The sequence below is a fragment of the Roseibium sp. RKSG952 genome, from assembly GCF_009711355.1.
Window position 1 is genome coordinate 33,983 of record NZ_SMMF01000921.1, and the last position, 22,946, is coordinate 56,928.

22 protein-coding genes are annotated in these 22,946 nt (G+C 56.5%); 7 read left to right on the plus strand and 15 right to left on the minus strand.

The window, feature by feature from the left end:
* The 3 genes from E1297_RS21575 to E1297_RS21585 all read left to right on the plus strand — a co-directional run.
* On the plus strand, positions 1-1,654 hold a 1,654-nt coding region (locus E1297_RS21575), incomplete at its 5' end, for an OmpA family protein (protein WP_155142122.1).
* 1 nt (position 1,655) lies between these two features.
* Complete coding sequence (locus E1297_RS21580; protein WP_050603973.1) at positions 1,656-1,976, plus strand: hypothetical protein; 321 nt, start codon at positions 1,656-1,658, stop codon at positions 1,974-1,976.
* A gap of 189 nt (positions 1,977-2,165) precedes the next feature.
* Positions 2,166-2,696 carry a hypothetical protein gene (locus tag E1297_RS21585; protein WP_155142125.1) on the plus strand — a complete coding sequence of 177 codons (531 nt, stop codon included), beginning with the start codon at positions 2,166-2,168 and terminating at the stop codon, positions 2,694-2,696.
* Between the two features lie 50 nt (positions 2,697-2,746).
* Here E1297_RS21585 and E1297_RS21590 read toward each other — a convergent pair whose 3' ends face one another.
* The 3 genes from E1297_RS21590 to pgsA are packed head-to-tail and all read right to left on the minus strand — an operon-like array spanning position 2,747 to position 4,112.
* Positions 2,747-3,190: a molybdenum cofactor biosynthesis protein MoaE gene (locus tag E1297_RS21590; RefSeq protein WP_170332541.1), complete on the minus strand. Its 444-nt coding sequence runs from the start codon at positions 3,188-3,190 to the stop codon at positions 2,747-2,749.
* Between the two features lie 4 nt (positions 3,191-3,194).
* Positions 3,195-3,440 carry a molybdopterin converting factor subunit 1 gene (gene moaD, locus E1297_RS21595; RefSeq protein ID WP_155142126.1) on the minus strand — a complete coding sequence of 82 codons (246 nt, stop codon included), beginning with the start codon at positions 3,438-3,440 and terminating at the stop codon, positions 3,195-3,197.
* Positions 3,441-3,443: 3 nt separating this feature from the next.
* On the minus strand, positions 3,444-4,112 hold the full coding sequence (gene pgsA / locus E1297_RS21600; protein ID WP_155142128.1) for a CDP-diacylglycerol--glycerol-3-phosphate 3-phosphatidyltransferase: 669 nt from the start codon (positions 4,110-4,112) through the stop codon (positions 3,444-3,446).
* 217 nt (positions 4,113-4,329) lie between these two features.
* Between pgsA and E1297_RS21605 the strand changes: the two genes are divergently transcribed.
* Positions 4,330-5,214, plus strand: a complete 885-nt coding sequence (locus E1297_RS21605) for a DMT family transporter (protein ID WP_155142130.1) — start codon at positions 4,330-4,332, stop codon at positions 5,212-5,214.
* Here the strand turns inward: E1297_RS21605 and uvrC are convergent.
* From uvrC to E1297_RS21645, 7 genes are all read right to left on the minus strand, one after another.
* On the minus strand, positions 5,211-7,085 hold the full coding sequence (uvrC, locus tag E1297_RS21610; protein ID WP_155142132.1) for an excinuclease ABC subunit UvrC: 1,875 nt from the start codon (positions 7,083-7,085) through the stop codon (positions 5,211-5,213). The genes E1297_RS21605 and uvrC overlap by 4 nt on opposite strands.
* 290 nt (positions 7,086-7,375) lie before the next feature.
* A complete protein-coding gene (locus E1297_RS21615) occupies positions 7,376-8,155 on the minus strand; it encodes an SDR family oxidoreductase (protein WP_155142134.1) in 780 nt (259 codons plus the stop codon).
* 21 nt (positions 8,156-8,176) lie between these two features.
* Complete coding sequence (locus tag E1297_RS21620) at positions 8,177-9,139, minus strand: calcium/sodium antiporter (protein WP_155142136.1); 963 nt, start codon at positions 9,137-9,139, stop codon at positions 8,177-8,179.
* Between the two features lie 168 nt (positions 9,140-9,307).
* Complete coding sequence (locus E1297_RS21630; RefSeq protein WP_155142140.1) at positions 9,308-10,105, minus strand: S49 family peptidase; 798 nt, start codon at positions 10,103-10,105, stop codon at positions 9,308-9,310.
* A gap of 116 nt (positions 10,106-10,221) precedes the next feature.
* Positions 10,222-10,983, minus strand: a complete 762-nt coding sequence (locus E1297_RS21635) for an ABC transporter permease (protein WP_155142142.1) — start codon at positions 10,981-10,983, stop codon at positions 10,222-10,224.
* Positions 10,980-11,909 (minus strand): ABC transporter ATP-binding protein, encoded by a 930-nt coding sequence (locus E1297_RS21640; protein ID WP_155142144.1) that lies wholly within the window; start codon positions 11,907-11,909, stop codon positions 10,980-10,982. The genes E1297_RS21635 and E1297_RS21640 overlap by 4 nt, the downstream gene beginning before the upstream one ends.
* Before the next feature lie 90 nt (positions 11,910-11,999).
* Positions 12,000-12,518: a CoxG family protein gene (locus tag E1297_RS21645; protein ID WP_244327840.1), complete on the minus strand. Its 519-nt coding sequence runs from the start codon at positions 12,516-12,518 to the stop codon at positions 12,000-12,002.
* A 160-nt stretch (positions 12,519-12,678) separates the two neighbouring features.
* Between E1297_RS21645 and E1297_RS21650 the strand changes: the two genes are divergently transcribed.
* The gene (locus E1297_RS21650; protein WP_155142147.1) at positions 12,679-13,659 is read left to right on the plus strand and encodes a DMT family transporter; all 981 of its coding nucleotides are present in this window, start codon (positions 12,679-12,681) and stop codon (positions 13,657-13,659) included.
* On the opposite strand, the gene E1297_RS21655 is transcribed toward E1297_RS21650, so the two are convergent.
* On the minus strand, positions 13,643-14,932 hold the full coding sequence (locus E1297_RS21655; protein ID WP_196223380.1) for a TAXI family TRAP transporter solute-binding subunit: 1,290 nt from the start codon (positions 14,930-14,932) through the stop codon (positions 13,643-13,645). The genes E1297_RS21650 and E1297_RS21655 overlap by 17 nt on opposite strands.
* A gap of 63 nt (positions 14,933-14,995) precedes the next feature.
* Positions 14,996-15,856, minus strand: a complete 861-nt coding sequence (locus tag E1297_RS21660; protein WP_155142151.1) for a crotonase/enoyl-CoA hydratase family protein — start codon at positions 15,854-15,856, stop codon at positions 14,996-14,998.
* Between the two features lie 140 nt (positions 15,857-15,996).
* On the opposite strand from E1297_RS21660, the gene E1297_RS21665 reads away from it, so the two are divergent.
* Entirely contained in the window at positions 15,997-17,100 is a 1,104-nt protein-coding gene (locus E1297_RS21665) for a CaiB/BaiF CoA-transferase family protein (protein WP_155142153.1), read from the plus strand.
* Positions 17,101-17,133: 33 nt separating this feature from the next.
* On the opposite strand, the gene hemE is transcribed toward E1297_RS21665, so the two are convergent.
* Positions 17,134-18,168: a uroporphyrinogen decarboxylase gene (gene hemE / locus E1297_RS21670; protein WP_155142155.1), complete on the minus strand. Its 1,035-nt coding sequence runs from the start codon at positions 18,166-18,168 to the stop codon at positions 17,134-17,136.
* A 107-nt stretch (positions 18,169-18,275) separates the two neighbouring features.
* Between hemE and hemC the strand changes: the two genes are divergently transcribed.
* Entirely contained in the window at positions 18,276-19,232 is a 957-nt protein-coding gene (hemC, locus tag E1297_RS21675) for a hydroxymethylbilane synthase (RefSeq protein ID WP_155142157.1), read from the plus strand.
* 238 nt (positions 19,233-19,470) lie between these two features.
* Here hemC and E1297_RS21680 read toward each other — a convergent pair whose 3' ends face one another.
* Both E1297_RS21680 and E1297_RS21685 read right to left on the minus strand, forming a co-directional pair.
* Positions 19,471-21,705 (minus strand): CHASE2 domain-containing protein, encoded by a 2,235-nt coding sequence (locus E1297_RS21680; RefSeq protein ID WP_155142160.1) that lies wholly within the window; start codon positions 21,703-21,705, stop codon positions 19,471-19,473.
* 47 nt (positions 21,706-21,752) lie between these two features.
* Entirely contained in the window at positions 21,753-22,691 is a 939-nt protein-coding gene (locus tag E1297_RS21685) for a FecR domain-containing protein (protein WP_209015916.1), read from the minus strand.
* Between the last annotated feature and the right edge of the window lie 255 nt (positions 22,692-22,946).

Genomic DNA, 22,946 nt, shown 5'->3' on the forward strand with positions numbered 1-22,946 from the left:
AGTGGCACCGACCGCTGATCTGGCACCGCCCCGGTTCTCGGCCGAAATTCTGCGCAATGACAGCGGCATCTCGGTAATCGGTCTGATCCCAGAAAGCGAAGACCGAGAAGCACTGATGGACAATCTGCAGCGACTTGACGGTGATGCGGTTGTGTCAGACCTGATGGAAACTGCCGACTACCCCAAACCCCGTGGCTGGGATGATGCGCTGGACTATGCGGTGCAGGCACTTGCCCGATTGCCACGTGCCAAAATCTCTGCCAGCCCCGGACTGGTCAAAATCACGGCGATTGCGGACAGCCAGCAGGAAAAGGAAAAGCTTGAACAGGACCTGACCCGAGCAGCCCCTCCTAGTTTGCGCATCGGTCTTTCGATCTCGGCTCCGCGCCCGGTTATCACGCCGTTTACGCTGCGCTATCTGATTGACGAAACCGGCGGAACATTTGACGCCTGTTCCGCGCAGGACGAAGATGCCCGTGATGCCATTGTGGCCGCGGCCGAAAAGGCTGGTATGACCGGTCCATATTCCTGCACCATCGGTTTGGGTGTCCCTTCTCCTAACTGGGATGTAGCGGCAGGTCAAAGCATTCAGGCACTGGCCGACATCGGGCAGGGCTCTGTGACCATGTCTGACGCGGACATCACCCTGATTGCAGCACAGGGTACAGATCCCGCGCTGTTTGATCGGGTTGTGGGCGAGCTGGAGAATGCCTTGCCCGAGGTCTTTGCACTGCACGCCGTCTTGCCTGAGCCGGAAACAGTCGAACAGACAGGCCCTGTCGAGTTCTCAACCACGCGCAGCCCTGAGGGACTGGTGCAGATGCGAGGTCGCATCGGTGACGAAACCACACGGGATATGGTCGACAGCTACGCTCGCGCGGCGTTTGGGTCTGAACAGGTTCATACCGCCACCCGCATCGTGTCAGACCTGCCTGCAGATTGGTCGGTCCGAGTATTGGCGGGACTTGAAGCTTTGGCCCAGTTGCACAATGGGGCTTTGATCGTGACCCCGGATTCCGTTTCCGTATCAGGCGTCAGCCATGACAAAGACGCTAAAGCCCGCATTGCCGGAATGCTCTCTGACAAGCTGGGTGATGCACAGGACTTCGATCTCGCCATCACCTATCAGGAACCTCCGGAACCCGAAGATGCGCTGCCTGACCCCGAACTGTGTGAAACGCAGATCGCCGATGTTCAGGGCAGCAGCAAGATCGCATTCGAACCCGGTTCAGCCACCGTGGCAGCGGATTCGCGCGATACGCTCAACCAAATCGCCGAGATTCTGCGTGAATGCGGACCTATCCGGATGGAAATACAGGGTCACACTGATAGTCAGGGCCGTGAAGAAATGAACCAGCAGCTGAGTCAGGCGCGTGCCCAATCCATCCTGAATGAGCTGCGCGGCCGCCGGGTGCCGACATCCAGCTATTCAGCAGTCGGCTATGGTGAAACGCAGCCCATCGCGGACAACGACACCGAAGAGGGGCGCGAAGAAAACCGCCGCATCGAATTCCGCCTGATCCGCCCCGAACCCGTATCCAATACCGAAACAGGATTGGAAGCGATGGAAGTGACGACCGAGCCTGGCGAAGCGGAACAGCCTGACGAGCAAACAGAAGACAACGCATCTGACGCGGATGCAGAGGACCAATAAGTTGAACAGAACCGAATTCATCATCGCCACTGCCATCATCCTGTTTGCGGCCTTTTGCATGGGCTGGTTCGCCAACTGGCTGGCACACCGACTGTCCCGCGTCCGCCAAAGCGACGTGGCCGATCTGGATCGCATGAGTCAGGAATTGCACGAGGCCGAGGAAACCCGGGATCAGGCGATTACTTATCTGCAGCAGCGCGAAGCCGAGCTGACCAATCAGCTGACCCAGACCGAAGCTGAACTTGCCGCGGCAATGGATGGCCTGCGCGCGGCCCGGCAAGAGGCCGAAGAGCTTCGCGGTCGGATCAACAACGCAGATTAACTCGGGCCTGACGGTCCCGTCTCTCAGTTTTCAGTCAGAGGCTTCGTACTGGCTCGTGGCCTGGATCGGCATCTTTTAGCCGGTTCAAATCGACTCACTTCAGTTTTTCCAACAAATTCAATATCATGAATTGGTACGATTTTGCCTACGCGTACCAGTGTTCACTATCCAGCAAAATTGGAGTGTACTATGAATTTCAAATCAACTTTAAAGACCGTGACTATCGTAACTGCCTATTTCGCAACCACAACATTCGCTTCGAGTGATGTCATCCCATCCGAAAACGATACCTTCACCAATTGGGGTGAGGAATCGGGCTGGACCATTTTTGTGGATGAAACACGCGGGTCGTGCTTGATCGAACGGATGGACGAAAATCAGAACGTTGTGCAAATGGGTCTGACAAAGGACCACGAGATGGGATATCTCGGTGTGTTCACAAAGAATGACATTGGCCTCAAGGGCAAGAAAGAAGAGATCATTCTGTCACTAGACGGAAATCTGTATTCAGCCGAGGCGCATAAGAAAACCAAGCATCTGGCCGAAGGATATACCGGCGGTTACATCCTGGCGAATAATCCGCAATTCGTCGACGATGTGATGAAGAAATACGATATGACCGTATTCCCTGAGAAAGAGTTCGCGTTCACCGTGAATTTGGACGGCACGCTCAAAGCCATCGAAGCTGCCCGTAAATGTAATCAGGAACAGACCAGCTGATCTTCTGAAAACCATGCCAGCATCCGTCCAAGGATGCTGGTGCCAAAGGCTTACCAGCGGCTCAGCGCGTCTTCGTCTTCGTCCTTGGCAGCAACCCAATCCGCCCCGGAAGCAGAGATTTCCTTTTTCCAGAACGGCGCGCGGGACTTGAGGTAATCCATCAGATACTCTGCCGCTTCGAACGCATCCTTACGATGCGGTGCAGCGGTCGCGACCATCATGATACGATCACCCGGTGCCAAACGCCCGTGGCGATGGATGACCAGAACATCCCCCAATGACCAGCGCGACTTGGCCTCTTCTGCAATTTTGGTAATCGCCCTTTCAGTCATGCCCGGGTAGTGTTCGATTTCCATGACATCGAGATCGCCCCGAGCCAGATCACGAACAACGCCGGTAAACGTCACGATCGCACCATTCGCAGTGTCGCTGGCGGCAAAGGCATTTGCCTCTGCACCAAGATCGAACTCTTCCTGCTGAACCGCGATGCGCACCGGCTTAGCCTCCGGTCATCGGCGGAAAGAACGCAACTTCCCGCACACCCTGAAGCGGCGCGTCAAAGTCGGACAACTCCTGATCCAGTGCAACGCGCAGTGCCGACAGATCCGCGAACGCAGCCGCGTACCGATCTTCACGCGCACTGAGCTCGGCCACGAGGTCATTGACTGTTGCGGCCTCGGTCTCGACCTTCTCTTTCGGGAGGCCGATCCGTTCACGCACCCAAGCGAAATACAGTACATCCATCCCTTAACTCTCCTTCAGATGAGGCATGGCTTTACGTAGGTAGTCATAGCCTGTGATCAATGTCAGCGTCGCCGCAATCCACAACAGCCACAATCCGATCCGCCCGGCCCAGAACATGCCTTCCAGTTTCCATGCCAGCCCGTTCACATCTTCGGTCTGCCCGCTAAGGATCTGGTCAATCAACTCAGCATCCATACCGAATGTGGACATCACAAAGTAATGCTCGAATATTCCCTGCGAGAACAGCACGGCGATTGCCACCATCTGTGCCGTAGTCTTCCACTTTGCCAGCTTGGTAACCTTGAGCGTTCCTGCAACATCACCCAGATATTCACGCAATCCGGACACGAAGACTTCGCGAAACAGGATAACCGTGGCGGGCAGCACCAGCCATGGTGTCCAGTGTTCGGTTGAATATCCCACAAGGATCATCAAAGCGATCACAACCATCGCCTTATCGGCAATCGGGTCCATCATCGCCCCGATCTTGGTTTCCTGCTTCCAGGCACGTGCCAGATAGCCATCGAACCAATCGGTAATGGCGGCTGTCATGAACAGGATCAGTGCAAACCAATCCGCATAGGGACGGGTGAAGTACAGAAACATCACGGCCAGTCCGGGGGCAGCAAGCAACCGCAGGACGGTCAGAATGTTGGGCAAGTTCCATTTCATGAGGCCGACCCTACATTGCTGTTTCAGGACAGAAAAGACAGAGTGATCAAAAACTGCTCGGATCACAGTCGGTTGACCCCTTTCGGGTCAAAGCGTCGCAAGGCTGAACAGTCAAACCGATACTTCTTGGCCTCGGCTACATTTCCGGCCAGATTGCCGACCAGACCGGTCCGAGGCAGGCCGTTACCATCTTCAGACAGTCGGGACGTCGGACAACATGACAGCACATATACAAACCGATTCCCGATCGAACCTGATAGGCAGCGCCTGGATGATCGCTGCCATGGCGCTTTTCGCACTTGAGGACGCGCTGATCAAAAGCGCCTCATCTTCGATTCCAATCTGGCAAGTGCTGGTCCTTTTCGGCGCTGGTGGCGCGGTCATCTTTGCGGCTGTCGCCATGATACGAGGCACCCGACTGTTCCAACCCGATGTGCTGTCCCGCCCGATGAAGGTGCGGGTGATCTTTGAAATACTCGGGCGGCTTTTCTATGTTCTGGCCATCGCTCTGACGCCTCTGTCCTCGGCCACGGTGATCTTGCAGGCCACTCCTCTGGTTGTTGTCGCCGGGGCTGCGATGTTTTTCGGAGAAACCGTTGGCTGGCGACGGTGGAGCGCAATTCTGATCGGCCTGATCGGCGTGGTGATCATCATCAAACCAACCGGAGACAGTTTCTCGGCCCTGTCGATCCTTGCCGTGTTGGGAATGCTGGGATTTGCCGGGCGCGATCTGGCCAGCCGCGCGGCCCCTGCCACTCTGGGAACCGAGGTTTTAGGGTTTTATGGGTTCCTCTGCATCATCGTCGCCGGATTGGCTTATAGCTTCTGGGAAGGTGCACCGATGGAGCCGCTGACCACACATGTCAGCCTGCACATGTCGGGCGCGATCCTTATGGGGGTCCTGGCTTATGCCTCGCTGATGAAAGCCATGCGCACGGGTGAGGTTTCGTCAGTCACGCCATTCCGCTATTCGCGGTTGTTGTTCGGAATTGGACTTGGTGTGGTGATGTTCGGCGAGCGGCTGGACCAGACAATGTGGATCGGCAGCGCACTGATCGTGGCCTCGGGGATGTACATCCTCTGGCGTGGGCGAAAAACCTAACCCTTGTCGTGGAAGTAATCATAAACCTTTTGCGCCAAACCCGCTGAGATACCCTCGACCGCTTTCAAATCCGCCAGATTGGCCCGGCTGACCGCTTTGGCACTGCCGAAATGCGCCAGCAAAGCACGTTTACGCGCGGCGCCAACGCCCGGGATTTCATCCAAAGGCGTCGCCCCCACGGCCTTGGCCCGCTTGGCGCGGTGTGTCCCGATTGCAAACCGGTGCGCTTCGTCCCGCAGACGCTGAATGAAGTACAGAACAGGGTCATTTCGCTTCAGGGCAAAGGGGCGTTGCCCGATACGGTGGAACTCTTCCTTGCCGTGGTCGCGGTCGACACCTTTAGCGACACCTACCATCGGGATGTCTTCGACGCCGTGGGCCTGCATGATCTCGTGCACGGCGCTCACCTGCCCGGCTCCGCCATCGATCAACAGAAGATCGGGCCACATCCCTTTTTCCCGATCCGGGTCTTCTTTCTGAAGCCGGGTAAAGCGCCGGGTCAGAACCTCTTTCATCATGCCGAAATCATCGCCCGGGGTCAGGTCATCGCCGCGTATGTTGAATTTACGGTAGGCGTTCTTCATGAACCCTTCCGGCCCCGCGACGATCATCCCGCCTACGGCGTTGGTGCCTTGGATGTGCGAGTTATCGTAGACCTCAATCCGATCCGGAGGGCTGTCCAGATCAAACGCCTCGGCCACACCGCGCAACAACTTGGCCTGCGTGGCGCTTTCAGACATGCGACGCGCCAGAGATTCCCGCGCATTGCGCAAGGCACCCGCGACCAGCTCCTGCTTTTCACCGCGCTGAGGCACAAGGATCTCGACCTTGCGCCCCGCCTTTTCAGTCAGCGCCTCCTGCATCAGATCAGCGTTTTCAATCGCGTCCGATAGGATCAGTTGCCTGGGCGGCTCCTTGTTGTCGTAGAACTGGCCAAGGAAAGCCTCCATCACCTCGGCCGCCGACACATCCGGCCCGACGCGCGGATAGAAATCCTTGTTGCCCCAGTTCTGGTTTGCCCGGATGAAAAACACCTGCACACAGGCCTGCCCGCTGTCCATATAAAGGCCGATCACATCCGCCTCGGCCACGCCGCGCGGGTTGATGCCCTGAGAGGTCTGCACCTGCGTCAACGCGCGGATACGGTCGCGCAATCCGGCGGCGCGTTCGAACTCCATCGCCTCGGACGCGGCCATCATCTGTTCGGCCAGTTCCTCTTGCACCTTGGTTGAGCGACCGGACAGGAAGCGTTCGGCATCCTTGACGCTTTCGCGGTAGTCGGCCTCGGAAATCAGATCAACACAAGGCCCCGAACAGCGTTTGATCTGATAGAGCAGGCACGGCCGCGTCCGACTGTCGAACATGGAGTCCGAGCAATTGCGCAGTAGGAATGCCTTTTGCAGCTGGTTCAAAGTACGGTTTACGGCCCCGGCACTGGCAAACGGTCCGAAATAAGCGCCTTTCTCTTTCTTCGCCCCGCGATGTTTCTTTATTTGCGGAAAGGCATGATCCTTGGCGACCAGAATATTGGGAAAGCTCTTATCGTCCCTCAGCAACACGTTGTACTTGGGCTTGAGCTGCTTGATCAGGTTCTGCTCGAGCAGCAGCGCCTCGGTCTCGGTCCGCGTCGTCAGGAACATCATTGAGGCCGTTGCCGCGATCATCCGTTCGATCCGGCCTGAATGCCCCGGACGCGCATAGTTGGAAACCCGCGCCTTGAGGTTTCGCGCCTTGCCGACGTACAGTACACGACTATCCGCGTCGAGCATTCGGTATACGCCCGGCGAACTGTCCAGCGTCTTGAGATAACGCTGAATGCAGGCATAGCCGGTGGGTTGGGAGTCCGAGGTCGTTTCGCTGTGAGAAGTCATGGCTCTCAGATATGATTCTCTGACTATGGCTGCAATCTTGTGTCTCTCAGATCAAGAGAAAACAAATCCACGACTTCTGTGGATAACTGTGCAGATAACTTTCCAGGCACAACAAAATCCCCTTGAATCTTTGGCTTTTCCTTGAGTTGCACAAAAAATAGGCATCAAATTAACCTATTGTTTTTAAACAAAAGTTTTTTGAATACGTAGCAAGTGCATGAAAAATAAGACATTTTTGTAACGCGCGGGTAACAGAAATGAGAGCGGTGCAAAACTTGCAGCGGAATTACCTATTCCACACCCAACACATCTGGTGTCTGCCAACCCAAATGCTGACCGCCATCGACGCACAAAAGCTGCCCCGTGACGGCATGTGCATCCAAAAAATAGCCCAGCGCAGCCGTGATATCCGAGGGGTTCGACCCACGTTCAAGGATTGTGTTTTGACGCTGTGCCTTGAAATGATCTTCGCTCTGCCGATGACCCTGCACCGTAGGGCCGGGGCCAATGGCATTCACACGGATCGCAGGTGTCAGTGCTTGTGCTGCGGTGCGTGTCAGAGCCCATAACCCCATTTTCGCGATCGTATAGGACATGAACTCTGGGGTCAGCTTGCGCACCCTCATATCGACCATGTTGACGATCAGCCCCGTGGCCTGTGGCTCGCCGTTCTCATCAATCCTGGGCTCCAGCCCCTGTTCTGCCATAGCCTGGGTCAGAACGAACGGCGCCCGCAGATTGCTGTCCAGATGGCGGTCCCAACTTTGACGAGTCGCCGTTTGGATGTTGTCATGCTCGAAGATCGACGCATTGTTCACCAGACAGGTAATCGGTCCACCTAACGCCTCGACCGCACGCAGCAACAGCGCAGTGACCTGAGCTTCGTCCAGAAGATCAGCCTTCAGCGCGACTGACTGACGTCCCATCTCCTGAACCTCTGACACAGTGTCCAATGCCGGTTGCTCCGAGGAGGCATAGTGAACCGCAACATCAAATCCGCGCTGTGCAAGATACAAAGCCATGGCCCGGCCCAGACGAATACCGGCGCCGGTCACGAGTGCTCGGGTCATGGATCACCTCCTAATGTCAGGTCACGCCAACAGGCTGATAACGTATACGGCGTAGAGCAGTGTCAGGATCAACCCCCAGACACGCGTGATGTCCTGTTTGAAGAACACGAACGGAACCAACAGCAGGGATGCGCCCAGCATGACCCACAGATCAAAGTGCAGGAATTCAGGATCAACAGGGATACGACCGAACAGGGTCGCGATGCCCACGATGGCCAGCAGGTTGAACATGTTCGATCCGATGACGTTGCCAAGCGCCACATCAGCCTGACGCCGCAATGCCGCCATCACCGTTGTCGCCAGTTCTGGAAGTGACGTACCAACCGCCACAAGCGTCAGACCGATAACCGTTTCACTGACGCCATAGGTCAGCGCAATCTCCGTTGCGTTTTCGACCAGAAGATGCGCCCCCATCGGGAGCCCGATGAGACCCAGGATCAGATAGACCGACACTTTCCAATAGGGCATGTCCGGGTCGGCCTCTTCCAGACCTTCCAGTTCTTCGTCGTCAGCGCAGGCCTCACCACAAGCCTTGCGATGCGCGTGCGCCTCGCGAAAGGCGTTCATCAGAACCAGCCCAAGACCCGCCAACAAGATTGCACCGCTGACGAGGTTGAAGACCCCGCAGAAAGCCAGACCGATAAACAGAATCGAAGCCAGCAGCATGAAGACATAGTTCTTGCGGCTGTCGCACTCGCTAGTGTGCAGCGTCGCCAGCAAGGCAGGCAGACCCAGAACCAATAAGATATTGGCGGTGTTTGATCCGACGACGTTACCCAGGGCGATACCGGGTGCATTTTCCTTTATCGCGCTAATCGCAATCAGCAATTCCGGAGCTGACGTACCAAAGGCCACAATGGTCAGGCTGACGATGAGCGCCGGGACACCCAGACGCAGGCTCAGGTTGACCGCACCGCGCACCAGCGCATCGCCCGCAAGCAGAAGGATCAGCAACCCAAGGCCAGAAAGCAGCCACGCCGTCATGTCCGGCCTCCTTTTTCGCAGGCGCAGGGGCCTTTGCCGATCTTAAACCGTCCACAACGCGGACATTTTGCCGAGTTCAGTCGTTTTTGCCCCGGAAAGCGCAGCTTGCCGAACATCGCCAGTACACCCATGGCGATGAGGAACAGAGTGACCGCCTTGATAATCACGTCACAAACCGAAACGCGCGTATGCCGCCCGCTCCTCGATCCCTGCAACGGCATCCTGTGCCAGTTCGGCACCAAAACGTGACCAGATCGGCTTGCGTACTCCGTAGCGGCGGAATTTCACCTTGTCACCGAACCGCTCCTGCAGTTTCGGCTTTAGATGCGCGACACCCTCGATCAGTCCGAGTTCCTGAGCCCGGCGAGCCAGCCATACCTCACCGTTGAACAGATCGGCACTTTGATCCAGCTTGTCACCGCGCCGCTCTTTCACGTAGGCAATGAAATTCTCGTGTATGTCGCCAAGCAGCACTTTCAGCCGCGCGACATCTTCCTTTTTCTCTGGCGAGAAAGGGTCGAGCATGGATTTGGACTGACCTGCGGTATGCACCCGGCGTTCAAACCCCTGTCGCGCCAAAAAGACATGCGCGCCAAATCCGGATGAAATGACACCAATTGATCCGAGGACCGAACTGTCATCGGCCCAGATCTCATCCGCGGACGCAGCAAGCCAGTACCCGCCAGATGCAGCCACGTCTTCGACAAAGGCGATGACGGGTACATCAAACTCTTTCGCCAGCCGCCTGATCCGGGCACCGATCAGCGAGCTTTGAACAGGCGAGCCCCCGGGCGAGTTGATTTCAAGCGCCACGGCAACCGGCTTACCCTTGCGGAAAGCTTTTTCCAGAACGGGGGCCAGCGTCGTGTCATTCAACGACGCACGACCGGCCATCCCGATGGCACCGGACAAACGGACCACGGCCACGAATGGCTGCTTTTTGAGAAACGGCAGGCTGAGTTTCATGGATGCCGATGTAGAGCCCCCTAAACCCGTAAACAAGGGACTGAAGGCGCCATAAACGCGACGTGAACTAAATTCACACAGCCGGTGGGCAAAAATGCAACGCCTCTGGCGCTGGCCTAGCTGCGAATGCGCCAGCCTGTTTTGAAGATCCAACCGATAATGGCCAGGCAAATCCCGGTAAAAGCAAGGATCGCCAGCAGGCTGAGGCCGATCGGCACATCCGCCAGGCCGTAGAAGGACCACCTGAAGCCTGAAATCAGGTACACCACCGGGTTGAACAGAGTGATGGTTTGCCAGATCGGTGGCAACATCGAGATCGAATAGAACGTTCCGCCGAGAAAGATCAAAGGTGTCACTACCAGCTGAGGCACCAGCGACATCTGTTCAAAATTGCTGGCCCAGATGCCGATGATGAAACCCAACAGGGAAAAGCTGAGACAGGACAGGATCAGGAATGCTGCCATGGCGAACGGGTGTTCTATTCGAATATCCACGAAGAACGTTGCCGTAACCAGAATCACCAATCCGACGAACAGGGATTTCGTGGCCGCCGCACCGACATATCCGATCACGATTTCAATGAAATTGACGGGCGCGGAAAGCAACTCGTAGATCGTTCCCAGGAATTTCGGGAAATAGATGCCGAATGATGCGTTCGAAATCGCAAGCATCACGACCGACAGCATGATCAGGCCAGGCACGATAAAGGCCCCGTAAGAAACCCCCTCAACTTCCTGAATGCGACTGCCAATGGCGGTGCCAAAGACCACAAAATAGAGTGATGTGGACAGAACGGGCGAGATGAAGCTCTGTGCCAGTGTGCGGAAGAACCGGGCCATTTCGAACCGGTAGATGGCGGCGATTGCAGACCAGTTCATGCGGGCTCTCCCGACACCAGATTGACGAAAATTTCCTCAAGGCTTGATTGCCGGGTCTGAACGTCACGCAATACCAGTCCGGCCTGCGCCACATCGTTCAACAATGTGGTGATGCCCGTACGTTCGGCATTGGTGTCATAGGTATAGACCAGCATATCCCCCTGCCCGTTCAGCGACAGGTTATGGGCAGACAGGCAATCGGGAATCGCCGAGATGGGTTCATTCAACATGACCTCGATCTGCTTTTTGCCCATCTGAGCCATCAGCTTGTCTTTTTCCTGCACCAACAGCAGCTCGCCCTTGTCGATGACACCAACACGATCGGCAATCGCCTCGGCCTCTTCGATATAGTGCGTGGTCAGAATAATGGTCACACCACTGGCCTTCAGTTCGGCGACGATATCCCACATGTCCTTGCGCAGTTCGACGTCAACGCCTGCGGTGGGTTCATCCAGAAACAGCACGCGTGGCTCATGCGCCAGTGCTTTGGCGATCAGCACCCGGCGCTTCATCCCGCCCGACAGCTCTTTGATCGCGTTCTTGCGCTTGTCCCACAAAGACAGTTTGCGCAGGATTTCCTCTATCCGCGCGCTGTCATTGCCATATCCGAACAGACCGCGAGAGAACCGAACCGTATTCCAGACCTTTTCAAAAGGCTCCAGTGCGATTTCTTGAGGCACCAGCCCGATCATGCGGCGAGCCGCGCGAAACTCTGTCTGGATATCGTGTCCACCAACAGTAACCGAACCCGAGGTTGGCGTGGTGATGCCGCAGATGGTTGAAATCAGGGTTGTTTTGCCCGCGCCATTCGGCCCGAGCAGAGCCAGGATTTCACCCTCTTCGATATCCAGCGATACGCCTTTCAGCGCTTCGAACCCATCGGCATAGGATTTGCGAAGGTTCTTGATAGACAGAATTGTCGACATGCGTTTCCTCGTTCTGGCGGGGACCCTATCGCGCCGGAACGGGACAGAACAGGCCAAAATCGCACATTGCCCTGCGCGTGTGCGCAGGGATCAGTCGCGGCCAGTCAAGCGCCCCAACCAGCCTTTCTTGCCTTCTTCATCTGAGGTCTCTTCACCCTCGGCTGGCTCTGCAGGCCCCTCGAAATGCTCCTGCAGCTTGGAGAAAAACTGATCTGCCATCTTCTTGGCAAATCCGTCGATCAGGCGGCTGCCCAACTGTGCCAGCTTGCCGCCAACCTTGGCATCAACGTCATAGGCCAAAACCGTGCCACCGCCTTCGCTGGGGCTGAGCGTCACATTGGCGCTGCCTTTGGCAAAACCCGCAGCACCTCCCTTGCCTTCGCCGGCAATGGTCAGGCGCTCTCCTTCGACCATGTCCGACATGGTCACTGTGCCTTTGAACGTCGCCTTCACCGGTCCGACCTTCTGCACGACCGTGGCCTCATAGCCATCCGCAGGATTGCCAGATATTTCCTGCGTGCCGGAAACACAGGCTTTCAACACTTCGGGGTCCAGCAGGGCTGCATAGACATCAGCGGGCGGTGCCTGAATTTCTCGGGTGTCGCTCATCTGCATTTGAAGGCCCCTTCTATTAATCCGGTGACAGAACACTCAAGACCTATCGCTGAACCATGTCATCAGGCAACCGAATTGAATTCACCGATAGACTTGAACTCACAATATGGTAGCCCTTCAGCAGGCAAAGGATTTATGCCTGACAAGGATTACCATGACCAACGCTCCTCAGAGTAATGCGACAGCTGGCATCGCCTTCATCGTGGCGGGGATGGTGGCTATTTCGGTCAACGACATGCTGATCAAACAGCTTTCCTCAGGGTATCCCCTGCATCAGATGGTCTTTCTTCGATCCTCCATCGGTATCCTGCTGTCCTTTGCGCTTTTGCAATATGAAGGCGGCGTCAGCCTGTTGAAGACGCGCCATCCCTGGCTGCATATCGTCCGATGTCTGATGGTTGTGGTTTCGAACATGACGTTCTTCGTCGCCCTGGCGGCGGCACCGCTGGCCGAAGTCACGGCATTGTTCTTCGCTGCCCCTTTGTTCATCACAGTCCTGTCGATCCCATTTCTGGGCGAAAAGGTTGGCCCCATGCGGATCACCGCCGTTGTAGCCGGTTTTGCCGGGGTGGTGATCATGCAACGCCCGTGGGAAGGCGGAGAGGCTGAAACCGCAAACAGGATCGTTCTGATGCTGCCGGTTCTGTCGGCCCTAACCTATGCCGCCAATCAGATCCTGACGCGTAAACTGGGTGCCACAACCAAAGCATCGGCGCTGGCCATCTACATTCAGGGCATGTTCATTCTGGTGTCTCTTGCGTTCTTCGTGGTCGCCGGTGATGGCCGCTTTGCTGCCGGAGCCAGCGACCCAAGCCTGAACTTTCTGCTTCGCGCCTGGACATGGCCCGCTGACGGTGACTGGGTGTACATGATTGCCCTTGGCCTGAATTCCGGCGTGGTCGGTTACTGTCTTGCACAAGCCTACCGGATGGCAGACGCGGCCACAGTTGCTCCGTTTGAATATACCGGCCTGCCCATGGCCATCTTATGGGGATGGTTGATCTGGGGCGAACTGCCCGACCCCATCGTATGGTTGGGCATCCTGCTGATCATGGGATCCGGTCTGTTCGTCTTTTTCCGCGAAAAGCAAAAGGCACGTCAGGTCGCGCGCGCCGAGGTCAAGGGCCGGTACTGACCGGCTCTCCACCATCGGCAAGCCTCTGCATCTCGGAAATCCGTTTCTGAACCAGTTCCAGATGCAGGCGGGCATCATACTGTCCCTGCCGATAGGCTGCGGGCAAGCGCAGCCCGGCCAGCCGCTCATCCAGTTCGTTCAGATGGGTTTGCATATCACGCAGCTCTTCCGGGCTTGGATGATTGCCCAGCTCCTCCTCAATCTGTCGGATTTCCGGGTAATGCTGCCAGACACGCCAGCGCATGATGTAAGCGTATGCCAATGGCAAAAGCCGGAACAGCGGAACGACGATAAAGAAGAATGGCAGAAAGAGCAGAAGCACACGGTTAATTTGTGCGGCGACCCAGTAGGGTAGCCAATTGTGCCAGGTTGACGGGCCGTCCAGGATCAGCTGACGGGCCGTATTGTTCACCGTCAGACCCGTACCTTCGATACTCGGAAACTCACCCGAGTTGGTTATGATCCCCTGCTGATGATAAAGCTCGATCGCCGCCATAGTCAGACGATTGACCAACGCCGGATGCAGGTCAGGGCGCACAACCAGCCGCGCCTCAAGCGCGATCAGATCAACCGGCCTAGGCGGGTGTACAGGCTCAAGCGACATGCCCCCGGTTGGCACTGTTACCACCGTAGCATGTGACAGACGGCGCGAGATTGCTTGGACATGATCCAGTTCCAGCACACGCAGATCCGGCTCGTGATAGGCATCCTGCAAATAGGGTGCCTCAATCGGCGCTACATATACGGCGATATCCAGTTGCCCGTTCAACAAGGCACTCACGGCCTCCCCATAGGGAATGGACAGATGCGTGTTGTCGGACAACGACAATCCGACCGCGCGTTCGAATTCTCGGAATGTGGCTGCAGTGCCTGATCCCTCTGCTCCGCTGTTGATCCGCAGGCCCCGCCAGAGAGCTGGGTTTCCGGGGATCACAGCGTCATTGCGCACCAAAAAGATAACAGGCTCATAGAACATCGCGCCCAGCGCCTCGGCACTGTTTTTGTCCACTTGAATACCACCCTGCAGGAAAGCGGCATCAACCTGCCCTTCTTCCAGAAGCTGCGCATTTTCGACCGAACCGGCAGTCTTGATAATCTCGACCTGAATCCCATCCCGCGCCAGAATAGCGGCATAGTCTTCCGCTTCTTCGACATAGGCCCCGCCAGCCGGGCCAGAAGCCAGCCGCACGGTACCCGGCGGGTGCAGTTGCACCACAATAGCAGTCAGGATCGCCAACACCATGGCGACACAAATCATAATCCAGAGGCGCATCATCCCCTCGCTCGTCCATCCCGCCTGTGACGCTAAGGCCCGGGCGCGGTTGTGACAAGCGGTCTATCGGTTGCGTTTCGGTAATTCCTCGTTCGCGGTCCAGTCCCATGTGCCTTCGTCCCGCTCGGCCACAGCCTGCCGCCAGCCGACCTCTTCGGACCGTTTCTTGAAATTGATCCCTTCCGGCGAGTGCCTTGTGATACCGTCAAAAATCGTGGCGAGCCGCTGGGTTTGCTGCATTCCTGTCTGTTCGATTGCCTGATTGATGACCATCTTCTGCATTGCCAGCTGATTGATCGGAACCGTCGCCATCCGGGCTGCCATTTCTTCGACCGCATCATCCAATTGATCAGCGGGCACAGCCTTCAACACCAGCCCCAAATCTGCGGCTTCGCGGCCGGTGATCTTGTCACCTGTAAAAAGCATCCGTTTGGCCTTTTCCGCGCCCAACCGATAAACCCACATGGCGGTGGTCGGACATCCCCAGACCCTTGCTGGCATGTATCCGATCTGCGCGTCCTCGGACATGATGGTCAGATCGGCGCAAAGTGCGATATCAGACCCCCCTGCTACGGCAAATCCGTGCACCTTGCAGATCACCGGCTTCATCGCCCGCCAAAGCGACATGAAATGCTGCGTGTTTCGCCACATAAAGCTGTAATCCTTGATCGGATCCCACGGCATGGGCTGCGTTACCTCACCCGAGCCGTTGCCTTCAGCATAAAAGGTCAGGTCATATCCGGCACAAAAGGCCGTGCCATTGCCTGACAGGACCATCACATGGATATCCGTGTCGGAGTCGGCGCGCGCCACAGCTTCGGCAAGTTGAACCGGCAACTCGTCATTGATCGCATTCATCACTTCGGGCCGATTGAGCGCGATCCGCGCAATGCGTCCGTCCTTTTCGTATGACACTACCGACATCTGATCCTCCTCTGGTCAGGCCCAGCAAACCACCCGCGCGTGTACGCACCTAGCAATTCCGGGAACGACGTCACGTCGCAGGCGGTTGCTCTTGCTTTCCCACCGCTGCGCCGGAACCTTTGCCGAAAGGGAGAAATTGAATGCTGAACGGAATTCGCGTCGTCGAGATCGAAGGGCTGGGTCCGGGCCCATTCGCCGCCATGTTGTTGGCAGATCTGGGCGCCGATGTCATCACCATCCACCGCAAAGGCGGCGCTGTCACACCGGGCATGCCAGAACGCTCCTTGCTTGATCGCGGCAAACGGTCCATCGCACTCGACCTAAAGGACACAAGTGATCTGGAAACAGCTAAAGCGCTGATCGCTTCGGCAGATGCACTGATCGAGGGCTTTCGCCCCGGGGTGATGGAAAAACTGGGCCTTGGACCTGATGTCTGCCTCAGCATGAATCCGAAGCTGGTCTATGGCCGCATGACAGGTTGGGGGCAGGACAGCCCTTTGTCTGACACCTCCGGACATGACCTCAACTATATCGCGATGTCCGGGGCGCTCTGGTACGCATCGGCACCCGGCCAGCCGCCTCAAACTCCAGCGACGCTGGTCGGGGATATTGGCGGAGGCGCCATGTATCTTGTCACCGGCATTCTGGCGGGCCTGCTGAACGCGCAGAAAACCGGTCAAGGAACGGTTGTCGACGCCGCGATTTACGACGGCTCAGCCCATATGATGAATCTGTTGATGAGCTTGCGCCAGACCGGCAATCTGTCTGAGGCCCGAGGGCAGAGCCTACTGGATGGACCACATTGGAGCCGCGCCTATAGCTGCGCTGATGGTGGCTTCGTGTCTGTCCAGTGCCTTGAGCCGAAGTTTTATGAACAGTTTCTGCAGTTAATGGGATTGAACGACGACGCAGAGTTTCAGCAGCAATATGATCCCAAACTCTGGCCCTCGCTGACCGATCGACTTGCTACGCTTTTTGCAAGCCAACCACGCAACCATTGGGCGGATTTGTTCCAGGGCACCGATGCCTGCGTCGCCCCGGTTCTCAACCCGATGGAGGCGCGCGATCATCAGATGAACGCCGCACGCGATACCTGGCAGGAAATAGATGGAACGCTGCAAGCGGCAGCAGCGCCTCGGTTTTCAACGGCCAATTGGACCGCAAAACCCAGCCCAGCACGAGGTGAACACAGCGAAGATATCTTGGCTGAACTCAGTTCCGGGCAAAAACCTCAGGCCCGCTGAGAAACCAATTGAACCGGACAGGTTGCGCGCCGCTCAGCGGCTGCGCACCGTGTCGATCATCAGTTGAACATTTTCCGGATCTGCGTCCGGAGTGATGCCGTGCCCAAGGTTGAAAATGTGCGGTCCCTTGGAAAAAGCCTCGACAATATGTCGGGTCTCATCAATCAGCGCCTGTCCGCCCGTCACCATGTGTTTCGAGGCCAGATTGCCCTGAACACACCCGTCGACCTGAACATGAGCAGCGCCCCATTCCGGCGAGACTGAGTTATCCAGCGCCACGCAATCAACTCCTGTCGCTTTTGCAAAGCCGACATAGCCATCACCGGCCTCACGCGGGAATCCGATCACCGGGATACCGGGATGACGTGCCTTGATGGCCTGCGTGATGATCCGGCACGGTTCAACCGCATATTTACGGAAGTCGTCACCCTTCAGCGATCCGGCCCAGCTGTCGAAAATCTTGACCACTTCGGCACCGGCTTCGATCTGCATCGACAGGTACTCAATCGTCGCAGCGGTGATGCGATCCAGCAATGCTTCGAACAATGCTGTGTTTTCTTCGCGCAACGCATGTGCAGGCCCCTGATCTGGGGTTCCACGTCCGGCGATCATGTAGGTCGCAACCGTCCAGGGCGCCCCGGCAAATCCGATCAGCGTTGTCTCAGACGGCAGTTCCCGGGACAGAATGCGCACTGTCTCGTAAACAGGGGACAGGGTTTCGTGAATCACATCCACCGGTTTCAGGGCGTCAAAATCCGACTGCTGCGTGATTGTGGACAGGCGCGGGCCTTCACCCGTGACAAACCACAAATCCGCGCCCAGCGCCTGTGGCACCAGCAGAATGTCCGCGAAGAGGATCGCCGCATCAAACCCATAGCGACGAATAGGCTGCATTGTTACTTCTGCGGCCAGCTCGGGATTATAGCAGAGCGAAAGAAAATCCCCCGCCTGCGCGCGGGTTGCACGATATTCCGGCAGATACCGCCCGGCCTGACGCATCATCCAGATCGGAGGTACATCCTGCACCTCACCCGCCAATGCACGCAGCAGTTTCTTTGTCTCGGCCATGTTCGTCCCCAATCGTCCGGTTTGGCGCAACGGGTCAGCCTTCGGCGGCAATTTGTCAAGCGCTGCCCCCATTGTCAGGGCAATGTGACGCGACTAAAGCTGAGCGCATGACACTGAACCTGCCCACACCCGCATCGCCCTTGAGGATTGGTACACGAGGATCCCCTCTGGCTTTGGCGCAAGCCTATGAAACCCGGCAACGTCTGTCAGATGCCTTTGATCTACCGCAGGACGCGTTTGAGATCGTGGTAATCAAGACAACCGGAGACAATCGCGCCATGATCGATGCGGACCGCCCGCTGAAAGAGATCGGGAACAAGGGGCTGTTCACCAAGGAAATCGAAGAGGCAATGCTGAGCAGCGATATCGATATCGCTGTACATTCGACCAAGGACATGCCGGTTGAACAACCCGAGGGGCTGGTGCTGAACACATTCCTGCCGCGCGAAGACGTTCGTGATGCGTTTATTTCTCCCAAACTGAACGCGATTCAGGATTTGCCCGAAGGAGCCGTCGTTGGCACTTCGTCCCTTCGCCGTCGGGCTCAGTTGTTGCACCGCAGACCTGACCTGCAGGTTGTTGAATTTCGGGGCAACGTGCAGACACGGCTGAAAAAGCTGGCTGACGGCGTTGCAGAGTGCACGTTTCTGGCCATGGCAGGCATACGCCGCCTGCAGATGGACGAGGTTCCCGCAACAGCAATATCGCCCGATGACATGCTGCCTGCAATTGCACAGGGCGCCATCGGGATTGAAAGGCGCAGCACAGACAGCCGCGCGGCGGAAATGCTCGAAGCGATTCATCACACGGAAACAGCGCAACGACTGGCGGCAGAGCGCGCCTTGCTCGCAGCACTGGACGGATCCTGCGAGACACCAATTGCCGGTCTGGCAGAGATTGAGAACGGACGCCTGCGACTGCGTGGCGAAGTGCTGCGACCCAACGGTGCGGACGCCATTGCAGCAGATCAGACCAGCGCAATAGAGGATGGTCCTGAAATGGCTCGCGAGATGGCTCAGAATCTGTTGCAGCAAGCCGGTGAAGGTTTTTTTGACTGGCGTTAAATAAAAAAATTTATTTAATGTGAACTGCTTCACTGTCGTGCGTCTCGCAATGGTGCATTAAGGTTTCATCAGATCGGAAACAGAGACAGTCTCGAATATATCGAAAAGTTTAGGTTGTTTTGTTTTAGATGGTATTCGAGGGGGCGAGGCTGAACTCCCATCCGATCTAGGCGAGCCGCTGCTTATATTAGAAGCAGCGGCTCGTTTCATTTAGCCGTCTTGTTCAGACCTTCACGCCTTAACGCGAAACCTTTTTCAGATGTCGCGCGTGGCTGAACATTACATGCTCTGACGGAACATCAGTCCGGAAATCAGCAACCCGTCCCGGCAGCTTTCTGTAAAAACCTGTAAGGCCGGGCTCAACACCTTCAGCCAGATCGCGGCATTCGCTGCAAAGTTCTTCGATGAAAACCTGAGGCTGACGATCCCTGATTGCGGCAACCAGATTCTGGTGTGCGCTCTCCAATTCGGAAAACACCGGACTTTGTGCCAGTTCTTGATCGCCTATCAAGACAAACACAGGTTCTGGTTTGCTTTTTCCCTTGAGGTCAACAAAACCTGCCTCAAGCATCGCCAAATCCTGACCGGCAGCATGAAACACCGCGCTTGAGACGAGGATATCATAGTCAACGTGGCGACAATTCTGTTCGACCCGAGCGGCTACATTCACGACATCCCCGATCACGGTGTAATTGAAACGCCGTCGAGAGCCGATATTCCCCACACAGGCCTGACCCGTCGCCAATCCGGTGGCCAGCGCGATTGGCGGTCGGCCCTGCATCACGTCTGATGTATTGAATTTGACCAAGGCCCGCCGCATCAGCAACGCGGCCTGCGCAGCCCTCAGGGGATGACCCTCGACCTGCAAGGGCGCATTCCAGAACGCCATCACCGCGTCACCGATAAACTTATCGATCGTTCCGCGCTCGGTGAGAATCTGATCGCCCAGTTCGGAAAACAGGTCATTCAACACCGTCACCAAATCGGTTGCTGACGTTGATTCCGCCAGCGTGGTAAATCCCCGGATGTCCGAAAACATCACCGTTATTTCCTGCGTCGTGCCGCCCAGCTCCAGCTGATGGCCATGCGCATCCATCTCGTCCAGAATTTCCGGCGCAACATAATGCGAGAATATTCGGCGGATAATACGTTTCTCGCGCTCGGTCGAAATGAACAAATAGCCTGCCAGCAAACCGAAATTCGCCATCCCGCCCAGCAATGGAAAAGTCACATCAAAAAGAACCAGCTGGTTCCGAAAGGCCATCCAGCTGATGCCCAACACGATTGCGGCTGAAAACCCACCTGCTAGGAAAGAAGCAACCGCACCAAATCTGGACATGACCAGAATGACCACCAGCCCCAGGATGATGAACGCCAGAAGCTCGAGCGCTGCAGTGACATCCGACCTGCTCAGCATCTCTTCAGTCAGAACCTGTTCGATGATCTGGGCATGTATGGAAACGCCGGGTACAGATTGCCCCAGCGCGGTTTGGCGCATATCGAACAATCCCGCGGCAGAGGTACCAACCAGAATTATTCGGCCTTCGATCTCTGCTCGCAGCGCAGGATCATCGGACCGTTGCATCACATCGTTTGCCGAAAGATACAAATCCGGTACGTCGCGTCTGTATCTGACCCAAACCTCTCCGTTTTCCGTTGTTGGCAATCGGAAACCGCCAATCTCGACGGCCAGCATGATCCCGGCTTCGTCAGGTGCGCCCTCTGCAATAATGATGGCTTCACCCATGGCCACCCTCAGGGCTTCGGCCCAGAGGCTTGGCAACACACCATCCGGACTGCCCCACAAGGCCGGAACCCGCCGCACTACGCCGGTACCACCCAATGGTGAAACATTTACTCCACCGATACCGGCCGCATCGCGGCCCAAAGGTGGTGCGGGCGGGGTCCAATGCGGCACCGCAACCAGGCCTGATGCGGGCATTTCGCCGATTTCGATGATCCCTGCCTTGGGTACAATTTCTCGGTTTGCCTGAGCTGACCGTGCAGCAACCCCCAGAATGACGGGCCAGTTGGCTATTTCGGCACCAAACAGTTCATCATTGTCGAGCTGAGCTGCGTCCTCTCCTAGGTTCAGCAAACCCGATAAGGCAGGATCATTCACCAAGCGTGAGGGAGAGTACCGGTCAGGTTCGACAAACAGCATGTCAAAAGCGATGGCAGCAGCACCATAATCTCCCAACCGCGCGACCATTTCAGCCATCAATGTTCGGGGCCAGGGCCACTGCCCCCACTCGGCCAGAGATTCCTCATCAATATCTAAAACCCGGACCGGAAGATCCGGATTGTACTCCCTTGGCGACAACCTCTGCAGTACGTCAAAGTAAATCAGGCGCGACATTCGGACCGGATATGGATCGACGACCCGAATGAAACATCCAAGCAGGATCAACCCCAGACCGACCAGTGCAAATGCCAGTCGACGGCTATTTTTCTCCTTTCTTCTGCCAGCCAAATGGATCTCCAGTCATCTGGTTGCAGGGATTGCGTTCGGCACCTGCGCTAGCCCTGGCTTCCGTCGCTCTGGTCCCCGGACCCGTCGCCCGAGCCTTGGCCAGAATCCGTATTCGCGCCCGGGTCCGACTGACCGGCTGGCTCCGGGTCGGATAAGTGCGGATCTGACATGTCATCAGGTTGCGCTGGTGCCGGAGGTTCGGGGCTTGATGGTGCCGCAGCAGTCGCTGCGGCGGGCGCAACCCTCTCTGCTTCTCGCTGCGGCGGGCTTGGCTGCTGTTCGGAATGCTCGGTTTGCACAGATACCTGCTGAGGCGCCCTGTCACCCGAGCACCCTTCGGCCGCCACCTGAAATGGACGCAGCAGTCTTTCTTGGGATTGAATGAACGGGAATCCCTGTTGAAGCGCCTTGTCGTATTCCGCCCGATCTATCGGTCGGCCGATATTTCCCCTCTGGCTGGTCGCAAAGAGACTGCACTGGCGACCGGTCGAGCGGCACCCACCCCGCAGGCTACACATTCTCACAGTACCTTCCAGAACAAGCATGGCGCTCTGGCGATCCGAATCGATCCACATATCAAAGGTTGTACCACGCACCGCCATCGTTGCTGTGGGCGTCCTGATTGAATAAGCACGCTTTCTGCTTTTGCCTGAAATGAAACGGAAACTGCCACCCAGGGCCTGAACTGCAAAGCTCTTGGCCTTGTTCTTTCCGCGCAACATCGTGACATCGAGAACCATATGCGCATTCGGGCCGATCGCAATCTTGGTTTCGTCCACAAAAATGAGCTGAACGACCCCTTTGTTGTCGGTTGCAATGGTATCACCCGAAGCAACTTCCATACCCTCGCGTATACGGATGGTCTCGCCTGCGCGTGTAATTTCCGCGCCAGGCTTGATGCTGAGAACCTTGCCAATAGAAGAAAAAACCTGCGTCGGCAGCAACAAGACAACACATAACACAGGCAAAACTCTTAACCAGATCAATCCCGAGCCCCCTTCACAACAGGTTCCTTTCAGGCGCGATGCACCTTCTGCCCGGTCTTGTCCTCAATTCGTATATTTATTTGATCATTTGAAATCTAATTTTGAACAAATATGCATTAAAACGCATACAATATACAAGAATTCTATTCAAAGCCGCATATTTACCTGGTTGAAGGCGCATCCGATTCACTCAGTCATCAACAGGAATGCTAAGGTTCTAGCATACAGTTCTGCATGCTCAGGCGCACTACGAGG